Below are 21,598 nucleotides of genomic sequence, written 5' to 3' on the forward strand. Positions count from 1 at the left end.
GCGGCCTCAGGCCGCGGTCTCCTGCTTCTCGCGCAGGGCGTCGACAGTGCGGACCGCCTTGGAGGCGGGCGCAGCGAAGAGGTACGCGGCCTTGGACAGCGACGCCTTGACGGCGCCCGCAGCCTTGGCGAGCAGCACCTCACGGGACTCGAGCGACGCGAGCCTGTCGACCTCGGCGGCGTCCATGACGTTGCCGTCCATGATGCCGCCCTTGACGACGAGGTTCTTGTTCTCCTTGGCGAAGTCACGCAGCGCCTTGGCGGCCTCGACCGGCTCACCGGTGACGAAGGTCAGGGCCGTGGGGCCCGTGAACTCGTCCGCGATCGCCTCAAGGCCGACCTGCCGGGCGGCGATCGCAGCGAGCGTGTTCTTCACCACGGCGTACTCGGCGTTACCGGCCAGGGAACGGCGCAGCGTCCGGAGCTCGGCGACGGTCAGCCCGCGGTACTCGGTCAGCAGGACAGCGCCGCATGCGCGGAACCTGTCCGCCAGCTCGGCAACAGCCGCTTCCTTGTCAGGCCGTGCCATGGGCCCTCCTTCCGTGGTCTGCCGCAGGCGACCGGCACCCATCGGAAAAGCCCCGCGCCGGTGGGCACGGGGCTCGCACTCCGCATACGGAAATGGGCTCGTCTCTCACCTGCGCGGGCTCCGACACCTCGAGACCCGCTGGCGGGTCTGCGGCGTCGGACTTGGCCCCACCGGGGTGGGAGACCTGCGGTCTTTGGCGGGGCTCAGGATACAGCGGGCCGGGGGCGACGGCGCAAGCACGCCCCAGTCCCGCCGGCTGTGCGCTTAGTCACCCCCCTCACCCTCGCCGAGGTCGGTTCACTTTCACACTGAAATCGACAAGCATCCGCTCCGACGACGACTCCTCCACATCCCCGGCGACAAGATCCCCGACAGCTCGTCACCGCGAAGATTTCTCCGCGGGCACCGAGTCCGCCCCCCTTCCACAATCCGCAAGCGCACCTCGCCATAAGGGCCGTTCCCACATTCCGCCCGCGGCCGGCACCCTTGGGGCTACGCGGCGACTCACCTTTCCCGGGCCTCCGGACGAATGCCGCCAACAGAAACCGCGTGTGCGCCGAATATCGGTCCCGGGCCGAGGCTGAGCCGATCTCGACGCGGAGGTCTACCGATCTCGGCGCCCCAGGGGCGCTGGGGCGATCGCCCCTGACCCCGCCGCGGCCCTCCTCCATACCATCCGGTTGTGAGTGTGACAGCACCAACGTGGTCAACCACGCCGGTCGAGGCGCTTCCCCGCCTCGTCGTCAACGGGGAGGACACCGGCGTGCCGCTGTGGACCGCGCGCACCCGCCACCAGCGCAGCAAGGGGCTGCTCGGCACCGACGGCATTGACGGCGCCCTGTGGATCCCCCGCTGCAACTGGGTGCACTGCATGGGCATGCGGCATACGATCGACGTCGTCTACGCGACCCGCTCCGGCAAGGTCCTGGTCGTCGCGCCCCTGCGGCCCGGCCGCATCGGGCTTCCGCGCCTGCGCGCCTCCGCCGTTGTCGAGATGGCGCGGGGTGAGGCGGCCCGGCTGGGCATCCGCCCGGGCGCCGTCCTGTCGGCTGCGCCCGTCGCCCGCACCACGGACACAACGGATTGAGAGGCCCCCATGTCAGCCATACCATCAGCGGGTCCCTGGATCCTGGCCGCCTGCTCGGCGGCGCTCGTGGCCGGCCCCGTCTCGGCGTGGACGCGCCGCTACATCCGCGAACCGCTCACCGACCACGACGGTGGGCGCGAGGACGCCCCGGAAGACTGCTCAGAAGGCCGGAGCCCGGAGCCGAGACCGCCGGCACACCCGGCCCTGCGGCACCCCGGCCTCCTGGCCGTCGCCCCGCAGGGCACGCTCGCGCTGGCGCTCTGCGGATTCTGCGCCTGGTGGGGCATGAGGCTGGGCGCCGTGGGCGCGGCGCTCGTGGCCATTCCCGTCTACGCCCTGCTGGGCAGCGCCGCCAGCGTCGACGCCGTCGCCCACCTCCTGCCCAACCGGCTGCTGGGCGCGACGACGGTGTGGCTGACGGTCTGCGGCATTGCCGCCGTGATCGTGGAGCCCGAGCACATCCATGCGGTGCGCCGAGCGGTGCTGTGCGCGCTCGCGGCCGGAGGAGTCAGTCTGCTGCTCGCATTCATCCGCGCCGGCCTGGGCCTGGGGGACGTCAAGCTCTGCGCGCTCATAGGCCTGTGGCTGGGCTGGTACGGAGCGCCCATGCTTGCCGCCTCCCTGTGCCTGGGAACCATTCTCGGCGGCCTGGCCGCCTTCGCCCTGCTCATCACCCGTCGCGCTGGCCCGAAGGACCCCATGGCCTACGGCCCGTACCTCGTCGCGGGCGCCCTGCTGGGCTGGCCTCTGGCCATCACCTAGACGATTGAGCCCGGAGGCGGCCTGCGGCCTCTTCCTCGGCGAGATCGGTTCGAGATGCCCCGCCTGACGCTGCAGCCTGTCAAAAAGGTGGCTCCCACGCACTTTTAACACCGGCCCCCGCTCCGCTCTCAGCGCAGAACCGCGGAATCACGCCGATCCCCGCTGTGTCCGGGACCGGCGAGCGCCTTAAAAGTGCGTAAGAGCCACCTTTTCCGGTCGATGTCGGCCTCCTGGGGGTCCCGGAGAGTCCCGGGGACCGGCTGGGGCCCGCCGGCGGGCCCCGCCGAGCCCCCTCGGACCGAGCTCGAGCCGGCATACGACCGATTTCAACGAGCAGGGCGGCAGGGGACCGCCGGGGCCGAGAGGGCGCCGGACGGACGCAGCATCCGGGCGCCCGATCCGAGCGCTCCGCAACGCGACGAGCCGCCATTGACGTCGGGCGCGCGTCCCGCCGGGCCGGCCCTTGGCCACCACCCAGACCCGCCCAACCAGTCGGTCGCATTTCGCTCACCGGACGCATCACCGAGCACTCGGTTTCCAGCAGTCCCGACACAAGCATGTTCGTAGCCGCATTTATTCTGAACTATAGAAAAATACCTCTAGCCCGCGTCGCGGGCCAAAACAGGAAGCGAACCGGGTGCGCGTCTCGCATGTCGAGCCCCACCCAACCGAGGTGCATGGAGGCGCCTACCAGCAGGACCATTGTTTACCGGTACGACAATACAGGCAAACGGTGCATCGTGATCGCATCGTAATGTTATAGTGCCGAATCGGTACCTCTCCGTATCGTCACGATCACCGTCCGAAACTCATACGTCGACTCCGCAGGAGTCCCATCTCCTCGGCGTCACCGGTACCGCGCTCCCGGCGCGGCAGCGACGAACAGAAAGCCCCTGCGAATGCTTGTGCTCACCGGCTCCCAGCCCCAGGCCGAGGCCGCCAGTGACCGGGACGTGCTTCAGGCCATCGAGCTCCTCGAGGGCCTGGGACCCGCCCCCGTCCTCCTGCTGTGTCGCACCGGCAAGGACGAGCACGACGCCCGCCTGGTCCGCGCGATCCTGAGCCGCAGCGCGCCGGGAGTGCTCCCGCTCGACGAGCCCGAGACCCGGTTCCGGGTGCTCGCCTACTGCCTGTGCCTGCTCAGCCGGCACGCGCTCGGCCAGGCCCCGGTCGTCGCCGACGCGCTGCGCACCGCGCTGCGCACCCGGGTCGTGCTCACATCCGTCAGCAGGCTCACCAGCCCCGCCCCCTCGGTCGGCCAGCACCTGCAGAGTATGCTGCCCGGGTCCCGCTTCGAGCTGGACCTGAACCGGGGGCGCGTGGTCAGGCTCGGCAGTCCCACGTGGACCGCGCCCGACAAGGGCCGTCTGGCCGTGTGGGCCGCCGACGACGAGTCGGGCCGGGTCACCGCGAACCTCGCCCGGCTGGGGCTCCACCGCGAGCCGCTCCTGCCAACGTCCCGGCGCTGGCCGACGAAGGCGTGGGCGGAGATGACGGTGCTCGACGCCGATCCCAGCCCGCTGGCCAACGAGGCGCTGGCCCGCGTCGCCCGGACCACCTGCCCCCGTTGCGGCCTGCTGGCCACCCCCGCAGGGTGCCTCATGTGCGGCACCTGGCCCTACGCGGACGCGTCCCGTCCCGCGCCGGCGTCCATCGCGTCCGGCTCCATGCCGCCCGCCTTCGCCCCCGACCCATCAAAGGAGACCCGATGAATCCGCGTCAACGGCGAGGGGTCCTGCTCATCCTCGTCACGATCCTCGGAGCCATCCTCACCTTCGTGGCGGTGTTCAACTACGTCCAGTCGGTCTCCTCGCAGGTCGGCCCCAAGACCACCGTGCTGGAGCTGTCGAAGGACGTGACCGAGCTGCAGGAGGTCACCGCCGAGGACGTCACCGCCGTTGAGGTGCCCGAGCGCTGGATCCCCGAGGACGCGGTCCACAGCCTGTCCGACTTCGAGGGCAAGGTGACGGCCTCCTCCTACAGCAAGGGCGCCGTCCTTCAGGCCAGCATGCTCCAGGACCCGCCGCAGCTGTCCGAGGGCTACCGCGAGGTGACGATCATGGTCGACGCCGAGACCGGCGTGGCGGGCAAGGTCGCGCCCGGCTCGCGCGTCGACGTCGTCTCCACCATAGAGGACCCCAACACCAAGCAGCAGACGGCGCAGGTCATTATCCAGAACGCGCTCATCACCGACGTCGGCGTCGCCACCAAGGTGGAGGATGAGAGCTCCTCGGGCGACTTCACGGAGTCGGAGGCTGTTCCCGTGACCTTCTCCCTCACCCCGGAGGACTCGCTCAAGCTCGCCTACGCCGAGAGCTTCTCCAAGAAGGTGCGCCTCCTGCTGCGCCGCGAGGGCGATGACGGCTCTGTGAGCAACCCCGAGTACTCGACGGGCGCCTCGGCCGCCCCCGGAGGCAACCAGTGATGCAGTACCTGCTGACCAGCGACGAGCAGATCCGCCTCCAGGCGACGGCAGCCATCGCGGAGGCCGAGGGGCTCGGCGAGGTCGTGGCCACGGACTCCTTCGACCGTCTGCGCGAGGCGCTCAGCACCGGCGACGTCTCCTGCGTCCTCGTGGACGAGGCCCTCGCAGACGTCTCCGCCATGTCCGCGGTGCAGGAGATCTCACAGGCCCACCCACTCCTCCCGGTGGTCCTGCTCACCCGCGGCCGAAGCGCCGAGGTCCTCACGGCCGCCATGGACGCGGGTGCGCGCACCGTGCTCTCGCTGCCGCTCTCCCTGGAGGAACTGAGCAACCGCCTTCAGCCGGTGCTGGCGTGGTCGCAGGCGGTCCGCAGCGAGGCGGCCTCCCGGGACGGCCTCAGCACTCACCGCATCGGCACCGTGGTCGCCGTCGTCGGGGCCAAGGGCGGTGTCGGCGCCTCGACGGTGGCGCTCATGGCGGCCGCCCAGCTGGCCCGGCACGCCCGCACCTGCCTGGTGGACCTCGACGTGCGCGGGGGCGACCTCGCCGCCATGACGGGCCTGTCCGTACGGCGCTCGATCACGGACCTGGTGGACATCGCCGCGGAGGCGAGCGCCCGGGAGGTCTCGGAGGTCATGTACCCGCTGCCGGGCGGGATCGCCCTGCTGCCCGCGCCGGACCACGGCGAGATGGGCGAGGCCATGACGGAGGCGGCCACCCGCCAGATCATCTCCATGCTGCGCTACCAGTTCGACCACGTCGTGCTGGACTGCGGCAGCCGCCTGGACGACGTGCTGGCCATGGCGCTCGACTCCGCCGACCGGGTGCTCGTGGTGACCACCCCCGACACCCCGGCCGTGCGCTCCGTGCGGCGGCTGACGGAGGCGCTCAACCGACTCGACATCGCCCGCGGGCGCTCGATGGGGCTCATTGTGAACCGCAGCGGCCGCCAGCGCGAGATCCAGCCCAAGGCGGCCGCGAGAATGGCGGGCGTCCCGCTGGCGACCAGTATCCCCGACATCACCGGACAGATAGAGATGGCAGTCAACTCGAACGCATTGCTCACAGCCAAGGTGCCGGTCCTGGCCAAGGCCGCCCGGTCCGTCGCCGCCGCGGCGCTGGCCGGTGAGGCCGGCGCCCTGGGACCGGCCTCGCCAGAGGAGGCGCAGCCGGATCAGCAACGTCCTCAGCGGCGCCAGAGCAGACGACGGCGAGGGCGAGGGCGCTCCGAGAAGGGCCAGGTCATGGTGGAGTTCCCCGTGGTCTTCGCCTTCGCCACGGCGGCGCTCCTGCTGTGCGTCCAGCTCCTCGGCTACGGGGTGTCCTACATGTACGCCAACCACGCCGCCGAGGAGGCGGCCCACGGCTACGGCGTCGGCATGAGCCCGGGCGAGGTCTACCAGGAGGTCGCCGACCACCTGCCCGAGGCCTACAGCTCGGACATGACCATCACCCGGGGCGCCGGCGACAGTGTCACCGTCACCCTGCCGGTGCCCTCCGTCGTGCAGCTCCGCACCTCCGCCCACGCAGGAATCGTCCGGGAGACGCGATCATGACCACATCGACCATCTCGCCAGCGCCCTCGCGCTCCTCGCGACGCACCTGTCCGGGAAGGCTGCTGGGCAGGCTGTACCGCAGCGAGCGCGGCGTGCTCGACATCGAGCTCGTCCTGTTCGTCCCCCTCCTCGTCATTATCACGCTGTTCCTGATCCAGGGCTTCCTGGCCGTGTCCACCGTGACCTCCGTCAGCGCGGCCGCCCGCGACGGGGCCCGCGCCGCCATGCTAGGACGCTCGGCCACCGTCGCTGCGGAGAAGTCGCTGCCGAACTGGGTCGCTCTCGAGTCGGTCACCGACGGCTGCGGCCGCGAGCACTGCGTGCAGGTCACGGCCCGAGTCCCCATCGGGCTGCCGTCCATCACCACCAAGCACGTCACCGTGACCCGGACCGCCTACTTCCCGGAGGACTGAGATGGCGCTGCGAGAGCGCGTGGCGCCGCCCATCGGCGGCAGGCGGCAGGTGTCCGGCAGCAGAGAGGACCTTGTCGCCCAGTACCGGACTCGTCTGCTGGAGGAGGTCGACCTGGATGAGGTGGCTGGGCTCGAGCGGCCCCAGCAGCGCGCACGGCTGGAGCGGGTCCTGTCCCGGATCCTGTCACTCGAGGGGCCGGTCATGTCGCCCCGGGAAAGGACGTGGCTGGTCAAGCGCATTATTGACGACGCCGTCGGCCTCGGCGTCCTCGAGCCGCTTATCGCCGATCACAGCGTCACCGAGATCATGGTCAACGGGGCGGACGACGTCTTCGTGGAGCGATCCGGACGGATCGAGCGGGTCCCCACCCGCTTCACCTCCGAGGCCGAGCTCTACCAGGTCATCGACCGCATCGTCTCCTCGGTCAACCGCCGCGTGGACGAGTCCAGCCCCATGGTGGACGCCCGCCTGCCCGGCGGCGAGCGCGTCAACGTCATTATCCCGCCGCTCGCCCTCGATGGGCCGACGATCACCATCCGCCGCTTTCCCGAGCCCTTCCGCCTCCCGGATCTTGTGGCGCGCCGCAGCCTGCCCCAGGAGGCCGCGGACCTGCTGGGCGCCCTGGTGGCGGCGAGATTCAATATCCTCGTCTCGGGCGGAACCGGCTCCGGCAAGACCACCTTCCTCAACGCCCTGTCCGGCACGATCCCGGACCGTGAGCGCATTGTCACCATTGAGGACGCCGCCGAGCTCTCCCTGCAGCAGCCGCACGTGGTGCGCCTGGAGGCCCGCCCCGCCAACACCGAGGGGCGCGGCCAGGTGACCATCCGCGACCTCGTGAGGAACTCGCTGCGCATGCGCCCGGACCGAATTATCGTCGGCGAGGTCCGCGGCGGCGAGACCCTGGACATGCTCCAGGCCATGAACACCGGCCACGAGGGCTCGCTCACCACGGTCCACGCGAACTCCGCGATCGACGCGCTCAGCCGGCTGGAAACTCTCTCGTCGATGTCCGATGTCACTCTTCCGGTCGAGACCGTGCGGGACCAGATCAACGGGGCCATTGACATTATTATCCAGCTGGAGCGCGATGCCACGGGCGCGCGCAGGGTGAGCACCATCGAGGCGCTCACGTCCCGGCGCCGTGAGGCCTATACGACCACGCCCCTGTTGCGCTACCGCCACGCGATGCGCCGCAGCAGCCAGGGGACGTTCGAGTTCCGCGGTATTCCAGAGCCCATGGCGCAGCGGGTACTCCGCCACAGCCAGTCGCTCCCGGACAGCCTCACAGTGATTGGAGCGGCGTCGTGAGCAGTATCGGACTCATCCTTCTCGCCACGACGGCGACGGTGCTCGCAGGCGGGGCGGCGACTCTCACCCTCGGATTCAACGCGAGCCGCGCCGCCGAGGTGGCCCAGGGCCTGGGCGTTCCCGGCGACGACGCTCGGATCGGCCCTGTTGCACGGCTCCTGGCCCTCATTGGGAGACTGCGCGTCAATCGGCCAGTGCGTAGGCGCCTGGCCAGTGCCGGGCTCAGCTGGGGCGTCGCGACGACGGAACTGGCTCTTGCGGCGGCGGTTGTGCTCGTGTACCTGGGAACCAGGCCCCTTATCGGCAGGATCGCCGGAGGGATTCTGGCCGCGGCGGTTCCTTTTGTCTTCTTCAGGTGGTTGCGGCGCCGCGCCATCCGAAGAGCCGAGCGCTTCATCGCCCAGCTTCCGGAGGTGTCGCGGGTCCTGGCCAACGGAACATCCGCCGGCATGTCCATGGAGCGCGCTCTCGCTCTGGCCGCCAAGGAGATGCCCGTCCCGGCCAAGGAAGAGCTGGGGCGTGTTGTGTCCCAGCTGACGCTCGGGTGGGCGTTGGACGACGCACTGACCGACCTCTCCGAGCGAATGCCCTCCCGAGAGCTCAATGTGCTCGTGCGCACCATCGTCATCCAGGCCAAGGCCGGGGGCGCCCTGGTCTCCGCCCTGCAGGACATTGCTATAGCCCTGGAGGACCGCAAGCAGCTGCACCGTGAAGTGCACACGGCAATTCTTGCGTCAGCATTCAGTGGATACATCGTACCCGTTCTCGGCCTGACCTCTGTGGTGCTTCTCAATCTTATGAAGCCCGGCGTCCTTGACGACATGGTCGCATCATTCATTGGGCGCCTCATTCTTCTTGCGGCTCTTATCTGTTTCGGCCTGGGCATGCTGCTCATGCGGCTCGTCTCACGGGTGGAGGTCTGAGTATGCTGGCGCTGCTGATCGCCCTCCTCTCCACCCTTCTGGTCCTCATGGGGGCCAATGGCATTCGCATGATGCGGGACGACGGCACCAGCCAGATCCTCGGAAGTCCCACCGACGACACGCCGGGCACCGAGAGTCGAGGCCCCATGATCCGCCTCATTGACACTCTCGGAACGCGCGCGCAACGCGCCCTCCGCCGCATCTACGGACCCGTGCGACTGCACTCCCTGGATAGGTGGCTCAGGAGCGCTGGAAACCCTGAGGGGCTGACCCTTGATCTCTTCATTCAACGCGAGGCCGGCTTTATCGTTCTGAGCCTGATCCTGCTGGCCCTGTTCATCCTCGTCGGCCATCCGGTGTACGGGATAATTAGTGCCGCCATCTTCTCAGGATGGATGTATATATGGCTGCTCCAGGCCCTCCGCGCGCGGCAATCGGCGATCGACCGCGACATTCCTGACTTCCTTGATGTCCTCGCCGTTGTCGTCCGCTCGGGCCTGTCCTTCCGCGGAGCGCTCGAGCGCGTGTGCGAGAATTTCGGAGGACCCGTCTCCGAGGAGATGCTCACAACTCTGAACGAGATGCGCCTGGGCGTCTCCCGCAGAGACGCCTTCACCGCCGCAAAGGAGCGGTGCCGTTCGGAGAATGTGGACACATTCGTCAGCGCTCTTCTCCAGTCCGAGGAGCTGGGCACCCCGATCGGAGAGGCCCTGACCGCCATTGTCAAGGAGATCAGGCGTGAGCGCGCCCAGCAGGTGAAGCGCGCTGCAAGCAAGGCACAGCCCAAAGTCTCCCTTGTGGCTTCGACCACCATGGTACCTGGCGCTGTCATCCTCATGACAGGCGGCATGCTGTACGCCAATCGTGATGTTTTTTCCCGCCTTTTCGGAGGTTGATTATGACAACACAAGTAGCGTCACACCCAATCCAGTCGGCATCGATACACGATCAGAGCCTGTTCAGCACTATAGGGCTTGTCTGTGACATCAGGATCGGCATTCTCCTCGCTGGAGAGCTCGGACTGCTCACGAGCAGATCATCCACAGTCCCCACGATAATATTGTTGATGGGCGCCGGAATGAGTTGGATTCCCATGTGGCTTGTCCGCAAGAATCCAGGATTTTTAATAAGAAAATGGACCTTCCCCTGCGCGGACCTGGCGATCACCATTGCGATCATTATCGCTTTGCCAACTCTATTCAATGACGCGATCTACCTGTCACTGGCCTACGTTCTCACCTCTGCCCTGCTTACTGGTCTTATTACAACCACGACCTGGGCCACGACATGGGCCGCAGGCGCTATCGTCCTCACCCTCACAAGATCCAGCAGCGCACCCATGGCCCCAAAAGCAATGATTGCAGCGGCGCTGGGCATATGCGCCGGAGTTGTCCTTGGCAATCGCTTACGCACGCAATTCGAGCGGGCCGGCCGCCTCTCCGCCGCCGCGACCGCTGCCCGAGCCGACGAACGCGCCCTGGCCGAGCGACTCACTATCGCCCGCGATCTGCACGACTCACTTGCCAAGAGCGTGCACGGAATCAGAATGCTCACCGAGACCCTTGACGCCTTGCTTCAGGCCGAGAATCATGAGTGCGCCCCCCTCAGTCACACGCTTTTCGAGTCTGCGGATGAGGCGAGCCGCGAGGCACGGCTCGTCCTGGACGGGCTCCGAGTGAGCGCCGAGAACAATACGATTGGCGCCTTGGCGGACGAGGTCAGCCGCTGGAGCAGCCGAACTGGAATTACGGCGACTTGTAACGACGCAGAGCCTGAACCGCGCTTGTTGTGCTCACCGGAAGCCATGTGGCAGCTCCAACGCATACTCGGAGAGGCACTCACCAATATTGAAAAACATGCACATGCTCGCACCGTGCGTTTCTCTGCCCGGGTGAAGAACAACGCATTGCTTGTGGAAGTGACCGACGACGGCGTCGGACTCAGGGGGGCGGACGCCGATTCTTCTCACTCTAAAGGTCACTATGGTCTAGCAGGCATGCAAGAACGTGCGCACGCGCTGGGCGCCGCCCTCACAATCGATTCGCAGCCCAAACCTAGCATCGGTCTGCGCACGCGCCTCCGGGTCCCTCTCCACTGTCTCACAGCAAACATGACCAGCAGAACCGACGCGACTGACGGGGAGGAATAAGTGACAAAGGTTCTGGTGGTGGACGACAATGCAATTGTGCGGGCCAGCCTCCAAGCGGTTCTGGGAAGAGTGGACATGGTCACAGAGGTGCTGGAGGCCGAGAACGCATTTACCGCACTTGAGATGACGTCCGCCCACTCTCCGGACATTATTCTTCTGGACGTATCCATGCCGCCGGGCCGAAGCGGCCTGGATATACTGCCGGAACTCGTCGGCAGTGCCTCCGTTATTATGCTCACCTCCATGAAGGATCCCGCACTGATTCGGCGCGCCTTGGACGCAGGGGCACGCGGGTACCTGGTGCACGGTCAGCTCGGCGTCAACGAGGTGGCGGGCGCGATCGAGACCTGCCGGCATGGCGGACTGGTGCTGGGCCGAGAGGCGGCCGACGTCATGCTCCACTCTTCCGACGATAATCGCCCAAACCCCTTGCGCGAGCGTCTGACCGACCGGGAGGCGGAGATCCTTGACCTCGCCGCCGATGGCCTGTCCAACGCGGAGATCGCCGGTCGACTGTTCCTGTCCGAGCGAACGGTCAAGAACTACCTCAACGCCGCCTACCCGAAGATCGACGTCCACAACCGCTCCGAGGCCGTGTCCGCCTGGTTGGGGCGCGGTCAGGGGCGCTGATCGGGGCATTCGCCCCTGCCGCTAGGGGCATCGTTCCCATATGTTTCACCTGTCAGGAGGACGAGAAAGCAGTTCGTCTTCAAGCAGTCATCTAGTTTTCATATGAGGAGTTCTCCATGAACAACAGTTCTCTGCTCCGCCTGCAGATTCGTGTTCAGCAGGCATTCGCAGACTTGCGCGATGACGAGCGCGGTCAGGCCATGATCGAGTACGCCGGCATCGCTCTTATTGTCGCAATGCTCGTGGCCGTCGCCGGTGGCGCCCTGACATCGCAGGGGCGACAGATCGGCGACATTATTGCCGCCAAGATTATGAAGGCCGTCGGTAATCTCCACGTCGGCGATTGATTGCCACTAAGGTCATGGGGGCCCATCGGCAGTCTCCATGTCTGAATATTTACACATGGCAGGCCGCATCGATTCATGGCACTGGGTGCAGAGGACACTCTCAGTCGCCTGCACCCAGTGCTGCATGTATATAATGGCGAATAAGCGCCGGCTATAGCCGAGAAATTTCGCATCGAATGACTATCATGAGAGGAGCTGCCATGCAACGTCGTTCGTTCGTGTCCGTCTCGGCACTGACCGCAGCAGGAGCGCTTCTGGCGGGGTGTCGTGGCGGGCTCGGGTCCGGCTCTGATGGTGGTGTGTCTGGGGACAGTGCGTCAGATGGTGCGTCATCCGGCGGCGGCGCCTCGGACGGGGCATCGTCTGATGGTGGAGCGTCTGCTGCTCCGGCCGAGTTCCAGGAGCTGGAGGCCCACATTATGGGGCAGCGGGTCACTGCGCGCGTGTCTCCGCTGGTGCGCCTGGACGAGACCGCCACGGCCCTGGTCGTCGAGCTCACCCGAGCCGCGGACGACGCCGCGGTCAACGACGTCCAGGAATTCCAGCACTTTGACGACATTCTTATCGCCAGCAACTATCTGGGAACGCCTCCGCTGGGCACGGGCGCTGACGGGGTGCGGCTGATCGACACCGCCGGTGCGGGGCGAGTGTGGGTCGCAGGCTCGGCAACCGGAGGCGGCCTGAACCTCAAACCCGGTGAAACGGCCGCCTCCGCCGTCATCTTCGCACCGGTCGACATCGACCAGGTCACCGCGCTTATCCCCCAGACCGGCTTCGTCACGGTGAGCGTCATCGGCCGCGACCAGGCCGACACGGCCGGCATCAGCTCCGAGGTCCTGGCCGAGGCCGACAAGACCCTCAAGGACAACAGCGGCCCCGGTGAGAAGGCCGCCGTGGTGGACCTGGAGCGCTACACCCGTGCCATTGACGACTCGGCCAGCACGCGCACCACCGACAAGGACGTCACCGTCACCCTCGCCTCCGATGTCACCTTCGACCCCGACTCCTACAACCTGACCGACAAGGCCGACTCCCAGCTCCAGACCGTGGCCGACCAGATCGCCCAGTACCCCGACGGCGGGAGCCTGGACATCGTCGGCCACACCGACGACGTCGCCGACGACGCCCACAACCAGAAGCTCTCCGAGGACAGGGCCGCCGCCGTCAAGGACCGCCTGGGCCAGCTCGCCGACCTGAGCAAGTGGCAGGTGTCCACCGCCGGCAAGGGCGAGAGTGAGCCCGCGGTCAAGGACACCACCGACGAGGCCCGCGCCGCCAACAGACGCGTCGTCACCACCATCACCCCCACAGGCGGCACCCAGACCAGCACGGCCCCGTCAGCCATACCCGACAGCAGCAGCGGCCTGCCCGAGGCCAAGGGACCCGTCGGGGCCGGCCCCGACGGCGTCACCGTCAATGGCCCCGACAACAAGGGCCAGATCACCGTGTCCCTGGATCACGCCACCCGCATCGGAAGCCTCCTGCTCGGCCAGCTGGAGGTCACGACCGGTCCCGGCGGCACCGGCCCCGACACCGCTCTGACCGCCTGGCTCAAAGACCGCGCATAGGCCTTCGCCAGCTCCCGCGGCGAGAACGGCGGCATCAGCGCCGGTGGCATGTCCAACGGGCTCACGCTCCTGGCCGACGGCCAGTGCGTCTACACCGCCGACTACCTCCCGCCAGGCAGCGACTGGCACCACCCCCTGACCGAACGAATGCTGGGGGAGGCCCTTGACGAGGGCGCCAGCACCACCGTCTGCGTCGTCTGGCCCGACACCGGACAGGACACCCTCACCCTCGACCACCCGAAGGCCGAGCACGCCCCGGCACCGGCCTTCCGCCTCACCGACATCCCCGTCACCGACAGCTGAAGCCAGCCGGTGGGGCTCAGCGGCGGGACTCAGCTGGCGACGACGGGCACGTCGGTCAGCCGCCAGGGGCAGGGCAGGGCGCCTCCGGCGGGGTGATCGACCATGACGGTGTCCTCCCCGGTGTCCGGCCAGGCGACGCACACCCGGCTCGTCTGGCCGTCGGCCAGGATCTCGGTGAGCTCGAGCTCGGTGAGCGCACGGTGCGCCGACGACCCGGGCAGGAGGTAGTCGACGGGGTAGATCCGGTCCGACCCCGACAGCAGGGTCAGCCCGTCGGAGGCGAGCAGGCTCGTGGCCCCGCCCGGCTCGCCGCGAACATTGTTGAGCACGCTGCCCGGGTCGGAGAGCCAGCCGGTGCCCAGGGGGGTCAGCGACCCGCTCTTGCCGCCGGTGACCTCGAGAACACCCAGCAGCAGGCTCCCCCGGCGCAGCACCTGGTCGAGCCGGACCGTGATCTGCCCCAGCCCGAGGGCACCGCCCCCGATGGTGGCGCCGTCGGGGCCCTTGGCAGTGGGCCCGGTGGCCTCGGGGATCTCCGCCCCGCCCGCCGAGCGCACCAGGGAGCCGTCGGTCCCGTCCGTCGGGGCGATGACCACCTCGACGCGCCGATTGGCCTGGCGCCCCTCCTCGGTGTCGTTGGCGGCCTTGGGCTCGGTCTCGCCCTTGCCGACGACGGTCTGCGTCCAGGCGCCCAGGTCGGTCAGCGTCCCGAGCCGGTCGGCCACGGCCTGCGCGCGCTGCTCGGACAGCGTCTGGTTGTGGGCGTCGTCGGCCACGTCGTCGGTGTGCCCGGTGATCGTCAGGCTCCCGCCGCTGTAGCCGCCGATCGTCTCGGCGACACCCTTCAGGGCGTCGTCGGCCTGGGCGCTGAGCTCGGCGGAGTCGGTGGCGAAGGTGACGTCGCTGGAGACGTCGACGGAGGTCTCGTCCCCGTCGGTCAGCCCGCTGGAGGAGCCGTCCAGGGCGACGGAGTAGCGCTCGATGGACACCGGGTCGCGCAGGGAGTCCTGGGGCTGCGCCTTCGAGAGGACCGAGCCGATGTCCAGCGCGGGCGCCCGGGCGTCGTCGGAGCCGACGACGGGCACCTCGATGAAGCCGCCGTGCGACAGGAGGACCGTCACCGCATCGACGTCGACCGGGCCGAAGGTCGGGTCGAGGTCCATCTCCTCACCCGGGCCGAGGGAGTCGAAGAGGGACTGCACGGTGGTGGTCGACCAGATGCGCGAGCCCTCGGGGTCGATCAGGCGCAGCGGCTTGTAGACGCCGACGGTGGAGACGAGCCCGCCCAGCACGACGGCGGCGGCGTCGAGCGTCGCGGCGGCCGCGTCCGCGGGCCGGGCGACGCTGAGGGGAAGCACCGTCAGGTCGGTCCCCTCGTGCGTGACCCGCACAAGCGGGCCGACGGTCGCATTGAGGGTCTCCCCGGCGGTGAGCGCCACCGCGGCGGCGGCGGTCGGCGTGGGCGAGGGGCCGGCGCCTGTCGCCGGGACGATGGGCGGCTCGTCCTTGCCGCAGGCGGCGAGTCCGCCGGCCACGGCCAGCGCGGGCAGCGAGAGCACGACCCGGCGCGAGAAACCGGAGCGCGTCGCGTGGGGATCGAAGCGGGGAGTACTCATTGGGTCACTTTCCTGAACGTGTTGTCACATGACCGTATCGCGTCGCGCGTCCGACGGCGATGGGCAGCGCTGCACCGCCGGCCCGCACGGCTCCCGCACCCGCCGGGCCGTGCCGTCGGGGCTCAGTCGGGCACGACGGCGTTGACAACCAGCTCGGCGTTGAAGCTCGACCCCCGGGCCACGAGTATGCGCGGCTGACCCGCCGCGTCCCCGGGGGCGTCGCCGGACGGCGGCAGCGCCCTGATGAGGACGCCCGCCGCCTGCCACAGCTGTTCGCCCGTCTTGAGATCGTAGGCGACCGCGTGGGCACCGGTGTCCTTGGAGCTGCTGCTGGGCTTGCCCATGGCGAGCAGGGCCGCGGAGTCCCCTCCGATGAGCCCCTTGGGCGTAATGACGCACTCCTCCCCGCCGGCGAGTGCGGGCGGGGTGAAGGTGACGTCCTTGTCGGAGCGGGTGGCCCGGCAGCCCACGGTGTCCACCGCGACGGGCACCGACGTGCCCGTCCCGACCATGGCGACCGTGCCGGGCGCGCCCTGGGTCTTGGACAGGTCGTCGGCGAAGTCCTTGGCATCGCGGTTCCCCGACGTCGCCCAGGCCGGCTCCCCCGAGGCGGAGCCGGGGATGTCGGCGATCTGCTTCCCCTTCGAGTCGTAGACGGTGGCGCCCGCGCTCCCCCGCACGACGAAGGCGTTGGTTCCCGCGTCGAGATTGATGCCGTCGACCTCGAAGGTCTTGTCGCCGGGCTCGGGGTCCCGGGCGCTGCCGTAGGCGTAGAAGTCGGGGACGCGATCGGTGCCCTGGGAGTAGAGGACGTCCCCGGTGGCGGCGGACAGCACGTACAGGCGCTTGGAGTGGTCCTCGTAGGCGAGGACGAAGCCGTTCCTGACGCGGGCCTTGGAGTAGTGGCCTTCAGAGCGCCAGGACTCCTTGCCGTTCTTATCGACGGCGACCAGGGAGCCCCCCTCAATGCTCATGCCATGGGCGTCACCGTCAATGAGAACAGCGCGTTCGCCGTCGGAGCCCATGAGGTGGTGGCCCGCTGGGCCAGGCACGTCGGTGGAGACGGACCCGTCGAGCGAGATCAGCGTCGGCTCGTCAGTGCCGTCGTCGCACGCCAGCCTCGTGTTGTCCCAGAAGCGGACCTTGTCGCAGTCCCCCGTCCACACCGGCGCCTGGTCCGCCGAGTCGAGGTTGTACAGCGACCAGTCCCCGGAGGACTTGACCGCCAGGGAGCCGCCCCCGGGCGAGGAGACGTAGTCGGACACGTCAGTGATGTGACGCAGCTCGACCACCTTTGCCTTGCCCGGCAGTGAGGCGAGGGTCCCGGCCAGAGCACCCTGGTTGCGGTGGCGATGCCACAGGAGCAGGCCGCCGGCACCGAGAACCAGGGCGATGACGACGGCGGTGGCGATGCCCCCCACAATGAGTGCGCGGCGACGACGGCGGGGCGGCGGCGAGGCGGCGGCGACGAGCGTGGCGGCGGGCGGGCCGGCGGCGGGGCCCGTCGGGGGAGCCACCGCTGTCGCCCCGTTCGGCGAGGGGGGCGCGACCATGGTGGGCTGGTACCAGTTGGCGACCGTCGGGGGTGTCTGGCCCTTGGGACTGGCAGGGTTCGCAGCCGCATCGGATGCGGCGGGCTCCTCGTTCCACACGTACGGCGCGGCCGAGGGCGCCGACGGCGGCGGCTCCTGGATGCGCGCGGCCGCGGGCAGCCCCGCCAGGGCGGGGACGAGGGCAGCCAGGGTCTGGGCGGTCTCCGGCGCCCCGGGCCGGGCCTCCGGCCGCTTGGCGAGCATCCTGTCGATCATCGCCCACAGTGGGTCGGGCACGCCCTGCGGCCGTCCCGGCGCGCGCCGGGCGTGCTGGGCCAGGACCTGGGAGGGCGCGCCGACGAAGGGCGGCACACCGCACGCCGCCTCGTACAGGACGATGCCCAGGGAGTAGATGTCGGCCGCTGAGGTCGGGGCGTGGACGTCGAGGATCTCCGGCGCCATGTACAGCGGCGTGCCTATCGCGCCGGTGGCCCTGGAGGAGGCGACCGTGCTGCAGATGCGGGCGACGCCGAAGTCGGCCAGGCGCGGGGTCCATGCGGGGACCTGGGCCGGACCCTGGGGCGAGGCGCTCATGGCGTCGATGAGGACGTTGGCCGGCTTGACGTCGCGGTGCACGATGCCGGCGGCGTGCACCATGGCCAGCCCCTCGGCCAGGAGCGCCCCGAGCCCGGCGACCTCGGCGGGCGGCAGGGTCCCCCACGACTCCAGGAGGCGGCGCAGGTCCCCGCCTCCGACGTGGTCCATGACGATCGCGGCCGTCTCCCCCTCGACCACCATGTCCTGCACGCCGACCACGTAGGGAGAGCGCACCCGCATCAAGGTGGCGCGCTCGCGCACGAAGCGCTCAATGACCCCGGGGTCCTGGAGAAGGTCTGCGCGCAGGAGCTTCACGGCGAGGTCGGTCGCGGCGTCGTTGACACGATGCCCGAGCCAGACCTCCCCCTGGGCGCCTGTGCCGATCAGGGAGATCAGGACGTAGGCGCTGCCGAGGCGACGCGGCTCGCCGGGGGCGGTCGGAATGGGAGCAGTCATGCAGGTTCCACTCGGGTCGGGGCTGGTCGAGTACGGGGCCAACCTACAGGGTCGTGACCCGCTCGTGATGCTCACGACCCAGGGCTCCCGCGAGCCGCGCAGCGGCCCGGCGTCCTCTCCCTTCGCCGAGATCGGTCGGGCGCCCGCGCGGCCGTGCCCTCGTCCGCCTGGTCGCAGCTCAGGGGCCGCGGTCATACCTCTGATCCACGACCGCGACGGTTGAGGAACGACCGCGCGAGGTCGTGGAGGCGAGAGGGCGCTCGGGACCGGCTCACCCAGATGAGTGGTTCCGGGCCGGTGCCGGCGGGCGGCGTGGCAGGGGCCGGGCGGTCGGGCTGACGCCGTCGACCGAACGCAGCCACGCCGTCGTCCGTCCTCCGCGCCACCCGGACGCTACACGAGCGCACCATCGCCGTGCCCTTCCCGCCCGAGCCATCCTCCGCGCCGCCCGGACGCTACGCCCCTCCCCGCCCGCGCTCCAGCACGAAGAGCCGGCCGCGCAGCCCACCGAGCGGACCAGGCCGCACAGATGCCCGTTGTCCGTCAGAATGACATTGCCCCCTCCGAGGCCCGAAGCCCGAGCAGAGAACCGCGTGATTACAGGGATTCCTTCAACACATGTGACGTCTTGAGCCTTCAATGTCATTCTGACGGACATCCGGACCACGAGCCGACGTAGGACCACATGCGAGAAGGCACGACCCGGCCGGCACTGCGGACCGATCTCGGTGCGGAAGTGAACCGATCTCAGCGAAAGGGGACGGGATGTCCGGGGGTCGGCAGGCAGCCCGGCCCTCAGGCGCTCACGACGGGAATATCGGTGAGTCGGTAGGCGCGCATGGTGGACAGCAGGCTGCCGTCCTCTCCTCGCGCATTGGCCAGGAGGAACTCGCTGTCGTCGAACCAGGCCGACAGAACCGAGTTCTCGTCGGCTCCCCGAGGGCCGACCGTGACCGAGAGCCAGCCGAACAGGAGTCCTCCGGCGCGCACGACCTGCGGCAGGGGGATGGTGACCTGCTCGTCGGAGTCGAAAGAGCCGGACGAGGTGCAGACGGCGGTGACGCCGTCGGGGCCGGCCCCGACGGGGCCCTTGGGCTCGGGCAGGGCGGTGCCGTCTGGTGCGCCCGACGACGACGGCGCGGCCGGCGGGGCCGACGACGGCGCGGCTGTGGGCGCGGCGCTGTTCCGGGTGCCGCTGGTGGGGGTGATGGTGATGACGACTCTGCGGTTGGCGGCGCGGGCCTGGTTGGTGGCGTCCTTGACGGCCGGCTCACTCCCGCCCTTGCCGGTGGCGGTGACTTGCCAGGGGTCGAGGTCGGCGAGCTGGGCGAGACGGTCCTTGACGGCGGCGGCGCGGTCCTCGGCGAGCTTCTGGTTGTGGGCGTCGTCGGCGACGTCGTCGGTGTGCCCCACGATGTCAAGGCTCCCGCCGTCGGGGTGCTCTCGGGCTTCTGCTTCGTCAGCTCTTTGCCCATGACGTCGAGGTCGATCCCGAGTCCGGCGGCCTCATCACGGCCGATGACGCGGACCGCGACGAAGCCCGCCTGGGGCACGAAGGCGGTCACAGTCTCGACGTCCATGGCCCCGAACGCGACGTAGGAGGTAGCCCGGCCTCACCGCGAGGAAGACTCCGGTCCCCGCGGTGGTGCCCCAGGACATGCGCGTCGAGCCCCTGCCGGTCGAGCGGAGCGCTCGCACCGCTCAGTGCGGGAGCGGTGCCGGCGGCAGCACCGCCCGCATCGGCGTCGGGCGAGCCGAACGCCCTGGCCCGCAGGGGCCCGAGCGCTCGCACGCTGTCAGCACGGGCGCTCCCAGGGCGGCCAGCACCGACCGGGTCGGACAGACCGCCGCGAGCATCGCGGCGGGCGCCGACGGGCAGAAACAGGCAGGTCGCCAGACATATATGGACTCCTCCGAATATCGGGAACAGCAGTTCCCCGCCCGTCACCGTATGTGTTCGCCGTCGTGCCCGCGATGGGCAGGTCCCTATCGCTCCCCATCCGCTGCCCGTCGCTCCCCGTGGAGCCGGCAGCACCACGGGGACCATCCATTTCCTCCCCGTGGACAGCACGTTTTCTCCCCATGCACGTCTTCCCATTCTCCCGAGTGCGAAGAATTCCTATGGTGGCGCCGTCTTTCGAGCCGATGTCCTCAGACAGACATGGCGAAGAAGCACGAGGACATGCTGATTCGTGCGGCTGAGAACAGCCGCGCACAACCAGTGGAGGTCTTTATGAGGATTCCGGGACGAGCCCTGGCCGCGGTGAGCGCGGTCGGCCTGGCGGCAGGCCTGGCCGGGTGCCAGCTCCCCGGGCGCGGCGGCAACGGGGACTCCGGCGCCGCGCACGCCACGACATCCCCGGAGGTGAAGGACGCTCTGGCCTCGACGCAGGCCGCCGCGGGCTCCAAGGATCCGGTGGAGGTGAGCTCCGAGCTGCCGGTGATCGCCGGCCGCCTACGACACCGCCGGCGGCTGCCTGTGCTCCAATACGGAGGGCGTCCATATCGCCCCGACGGCCACGACGGTTCTGCAGACTTCCTTCGCGGCCGTGCCGGATGATGTTGACACCGATGTTGACACCGTGACCGTCGCCATTCCGCTGGCGGGCGCGTTCGAGAACGTGCCGGTGACGCGATGAGCGCCCGCACCACGCACCAGAGCCTTCTCCCGCCGCTCCGTACAGCCGGCGCGACGGCCCTGGCGGCGGGCCTGCTGGCCCCCGCCGCGGGCTCAGCGGCCGGGGAGAGCGACTCCCCGACAGCGCCAGCGCCGACGCTGACCAGGTCGATGTCGCCCGCGGCGACCAGGGCGATCCCTCCGGAGCCGGTGGACGCCGACATCAAGCCCGTCGTGAAGACCGCGTCCCCCTCGCTCCAGCTCGTGCTGCGCACGGGGGCCTCCGACGGGGCGGTCACCACCGAGTCCGGCAAGGGCAAGACGAGGGCCACTCTCAACAGCGCCGTCACCTTCGAGACGGACTCGGCGACGCTGACGCCGCGCGCCACCGAGGTCCTCGACGGCATCGTGTCGGGCTGGGGCGGGACGCCGCCGGCCTCCATGGCGGTGGTCGGCCACGCCGACTCGGTGGCCGACGACGCCCACAACCAGACGCTGTCCGAGCAGCGGGCCCGGGCCGTGGCGGACTACCTGACCTCCAAGGAGCCCTCACTCAAGGTGGAGGCCTCGGGGAAGGGGGAGACCCAGCCGGTGGCCGGCGAGAGCAACGACAACGGCAGCGTCAACGAGGCGGGCAGAGCCGCCGATCGCCGCGTAGAGCTCACCTGGGACCAGTAGCGCGACGGCGTCGGGCGGGGGCCGGGTGAGGGCCCGGACCAGCCCCGCGGGAGGTTCCCCCCTCCTCCTTCGCCGAGATCGGTAGGCTCGAGATCGGTG

The 21,598-nt window shown here is 69.3% G+C and carries 20 protein-coding genes; 16 read left to right on the forward strand and 4 right to left on the reverse strand.

The annotated features are described in order from the left end of the window. Nucleotides 1–6: 6 nt before the first annotated feature. Nucleotides 7–528: a 50S ribosomal protein L10 gene (gene rplJ, locus O145_RS01575; protein ID WP_043558717.1), complete on the reverse strand. Its 522-nt coding sequence runs from the start codon at nt 526–528 to the stop codon at nt 7–9. Nucleotides 529–1,210: 682 nt separating this feature from the next. Here rplJ and O145_RS01580 point away from each other — a divergent pair. The 14 genes from O145_RS01580 to O145_RS19715 all read left to right on the forward strand — a co-directional run bounded on the left by O145_RS01580 (nt 1,211) and on the right by O145_RS19715 (nt 14,003). After that, nucleotides 1,211–1,615 (forward strand): DUF192 domain-containing protein, encoded by a 405-nt coding sequence (locus tag O145_RS01580; RefSeq protein WP_084682292.1) that lies wholly within the window; start codon nt 1,211–1,213, stop codon nt 1,613–1,615. A 9-nt stretch (nt 1,616–1,624) separates the two neighbouring features. Next, nucleotides 1,625–2,377, forward strand: a complete 753-nt coding sequence (locus O145_RS01585) for a prepilin peptidase (protein ID WP_043558719.1) — start codon at nt 1,625–1,627, stop codon at nt 2,375–2,377. 899 nt (nt 2,378–3,276) lie between these two features. Continuing rightward, a complete protein-coding gene (locus O145_RS01590) occupies nt 3,277–4,089 on the forward strand; it encodes a hypothetical protein (RefSeq protein WP_043558722.1) in 813 nt (270 codons plus the stop codon). Next, the gene (cpaB, locus tag O145_RS01595; protein ID WP_043558725.1) at nt 4,086–4,802 is read left to right on the forward strand and encodes a Flp pilus assembly protein CpaB; all 717 of its coding nucleotides are present in this window, start codon (nt 4,086–4,088) and stop codon (nt 4,800–4,802) included. The genes O145_RS01590 and cpaB overlap by 4 nt, the downstream gene beginning before the upstream one ends. Continuing rightward, on the forward strand, nt 4,802–6,358 hold the full coding sequence (locus tag O145_RS01600) for a CpaE/TadZ family protein (protein ID WP_043558963.1): 1,557 nt from the start codon (nt 4,802–4,804) through the stop codon (nt 6,356–6,358). The genes cpaB and O145_RS01600 overlap by 1 nt, the downstream gene beginning before the upstream one ends. Continuing rightward, nucleotides 6,355–6,771: a TadE/TadG family type IV pilus assembly protein gene (locus O145_RS01605; RefSeq protein WP_084682293.1), complete on the forward strand. Its 417-nt coding sequence runs from the start codon at nt 6,355–6,357 to the stop codon at nt 6,769–6,771. Before O145_RS01600 ends, O145_RS01605 begins: the two co-directional genes overlap by 4 nt. A 1-nt stretch (nt 6,772) precedes the next feature. Continuing rightward, nucleotides 6,773–8,083 (forward strand): CpaF family protein, encoded by a 1,311-nt coding sequence (locus tag O145_RS01610; RefSeq protein ID WP_043558729.1) that lies wholly within the window; start codon nt 6,773–6,775, stop codon nt 8,081–8,083. Continuing rightward, nucleotides 8,080–9,006 (forward strand): type II secretion system F family protein, encoded by a 927-nt coding sequence (locus O145_RS01615; protein WP_043558732.1) that lies wholly within the window; start codon nt 8,080–8,082, stop codon nt 9,004–9,006. The genes O145_RS01610 and O145_RS01615 overlap by 4 nt, the downstream gene beginning before the upstream one ends. A 2-nt stretch (nt 9,007–9,008) precedes the next feature. After that, nucleotides 9,009–9,902, forward strand: a complete 894-nt coding sequence (locus O145_RS01620) for a type II secretion system F family protein (protein WP_043558735.1) — start codon at nt 9,009–9,011, stop codon at nt 9,900–9,902. Between the two features lie 197 nt (nt 9,903–10,099). Further along, nucleotides 10,100–11,155, forward strand: coding sequence for a sensor histidine kinase (locus tag O145_RS16835; RefSeq protein WP_229118283.1), 1,056 nt, complete (start codon nt 10,100–10,102; stop codon nt 11,153–11,155). Further along, nucleotides 11,156–11,785, forward strand: coding sequence for a response regulator transcription factor (locus O145_RS01625; RefSeq protein ID WP_043558737.1), 630 nt, complete (start codon nt 11,156–11,158; stop codon nt 11,783–11,785). Between the two features lie 116 nt (nt 11,786–11,901). Then, on the forward strand, nt 11,902–12,132 hold the full coding sequence (locus O145_RS01630; protein WP_043558740.1) for a Flp family type IVb pilin: 231 nt from the start codon (nt 11,902–11,904) through the stop codon (nt 12,130–12,132). Nucleotides 12,133–12,431: 299 nt separating this feature from the next. Then, the gene (locus tag O145_RS01635; RefSeq protein WP_324252487.1) at nt 12,432–13,700 is read left to right on the forward strand and encodes an OmpA family protein; all 1,269 of its coding nucleotides are present in this window, start codon (nt 12,432–12,434) and stop codon (nt 13,698–13,700) included. A gap of 48 nt (nt 13,701–13,748) precedes the next feature. Further along, complete coding sequence (locus O145_RS19715) at nt 13,749–14,003, forward strand: hypothetical protein (RefSeq protein WP_273167611.1); 255 nt, start codon at nt 13,749–13,751, stop codon at nt 14,001–14,003. A gap of 29 nt (nt 14,004–14,032) precedes the next feature. Here the strand turns inward: O145_RS19715 and O145_RS01640 are convergent, their stop codons facing one another. The 3 genes from O145_RS01640 to O145_RS01650 form a co-directional block, all read right to left on the reverse strand. Then, nucleotides 14,033–15,619, reverse strand: a complete 1,587-nt coding sequence (locus O145_RS01640) for an OmpA family protein (protein ID WP_043558743.1) — start codon at nt 15,617–15,619, stop codon at nt 14,033–14,035. Nucleotides 15,620–15,741: 122 nt separating this feature from the next. After that, nucleotides 15,742–18,204, reverse strand: coding sequence for a serine/threonine-protein kinase (locus O145_RS01645; RefSeq protein ID WP_043558746.1), 2,463 nt, complete (start codon nt 18,202–18,204; stop codon nt 15,742–15,744). Between the two features lie 795 nt (nt 18,205–18,999). After that, the gene (locus tag O145_RS01650) at nt 19,000–19,617 is read right to left on the reverse strand and encodes an OmpA family protein (protein ID WP_052374483.1); all 618 of its coding nucleotides are present in this window, start codon (nt 19,615–19,617) and stop codon (nt 19,000–19,002) included. 820 nt (nt 19,618–20,437) lie between these two features. Here O145_RS01650 and O145_RS01655 point away from each other — a divergent pair. After that, nucleotides 20,438–20,764 carry a hypothetical protein gene (locus tag O145_RS01655; protein ID WP_458859316.1) on the forward strand — a complete coding sequence of 109 codons (327 nt, stop codon included), beginning with the start codon at nt 20,438–20,440 and terminating at the stop codon, nt 20,762–20,764. 75 nt (nt 20,765–20,839) lie between these two features. After that, nucleotides 20,840–21,499 carry an OmpA family protein gene (locus O145_RS01660; RefSeq protein WP_229118284.1) on the forward strand — a complete coding sequence of 220 codons (660 nt, stop codon included), beginning with the start codon at nt 20,840–20,842 and terminating at the stop codon, nt 21,497–21,499. Nucleotides 21,500–21,598 lie beyond the last annotated feature (99 nt).

The organism is Actinomyces israelii DSM 43320 (assembly GCF_000711965.1).
GTDB lineage: Bacteria > Actinomycetota > Actinomycetes > Actinomycetales > Actinomycetaceae > Actinomyces > Actinomyces israelii.